This window comes from Rhizomonospora bruguierae (assembly GCF_018397995.1).
Taxonomy (GTDB): domain Bacteria; phylum Actinomycetota; class Actinomycetes; order Mycobacteriales; family Micromonosporaceae; genus Rhizomonospora; species Rhizomonospora bruguierae.
Genome location: NZ_BBQH01000169.1, coordinates 1 through 893, shown reverse-complemented (window position 1 = coordinate 893; position 893 = coordinate 1). Strand labels below are relative to the sequence as shown.

General features: G+C 68.6%; 2 protein-coding genes. Both read left to right on the top strand.

Translation table 11 applies throughout. From position 1 onward, the window contains the following. The coding region (locus KJS59_RS30685) for a transposase (protein WP_213457498.1) at positions 1-353 on the top strand (353 nt) is incomplete at its 5' end. After that, positions 350-893, top strand: a 544-nt coding sequence (locus KJS59_RS30680) for an IS3 family transposase (protein WP_213457496.1), incomplete at its 3' end; no start/stop codon positions are given. The genes KJS59_RS30685 and KJS59_RS30680, both read left to right, overlap by 4 nt.

Sequence of the window (893 nt, the reverse complement as noted above, 5' to 3'; positions counted from 1 at the left end):
GATGGAGACATCGAAACCTGGGAGGAACACCAGCGATGCCCGCATCGAAGAAGTACAACGATGAGTTGCGTGAGCGTGCGACCCGGTTGGCGGTCGAGGCCCGTCGGGATCCGGCGTCCGCGGTGGGAGCGATCCGGCGGATCGCCGGTCAGCTCGGGGTTCATCCGGAGGCGTTGCGCACGTGGGTGAAGAAGGCTGAGACCGATGCCGGTGACCGGCCGGGCACCACCAGCAGCGACGCGGAACGCCTCGCCGCGCTGGAACGGGAGGTGCGTGAGCTGCGGCGGGCGAACCAGATTCTGAAGTCTGCGGCGTCTTTCTTCGCGGCGGAGTTGGACCGTCCGTCGCGATGAAGGTCGAGTTCGTCGACTCCCAGCGGGAGCGACACGGTGTCCAGCCGGTCCTGCGGGCGCTGCAAGATACGCCGGCACAGATCGCACCGTCGACCTACTACGCCGCCAAGACCCGCCCGGCCAGCGCCCGCTCCCGGCGTGATGAGGAGCTGACCGCGGTGATCGAGCAGGTCCACGCGGCCAACTACGGCGTCTACGGGGCCCGCAAGGTCTGGCACGAGCTGCACCGCCAGGACATCGAGGTGGCCCGGTGCACCGTCGAGCGGCTGATGCGTGAGTCCGGGCTACGCGGACTGCTGCGCGACAAGTCACCGCGCACGACCCGGCCGGCGGCCGAGACCAACCGGCCCGCTGACCTGGTCAAACGGGACTTCACCGCAGCCGGCCCGAACCAGCTGTGGGTCGCCGACCTGACCTACGTGCGCACGAGTGTGGGCTGGGTGTACGCCGCGTTCGTCCTGGACGTGCACTCCCGCATGATCGTGGGCTGGCAGGTGTCTACGTCGCTCTACACCGACCTGGCCCTCGACGCGCTGAAGA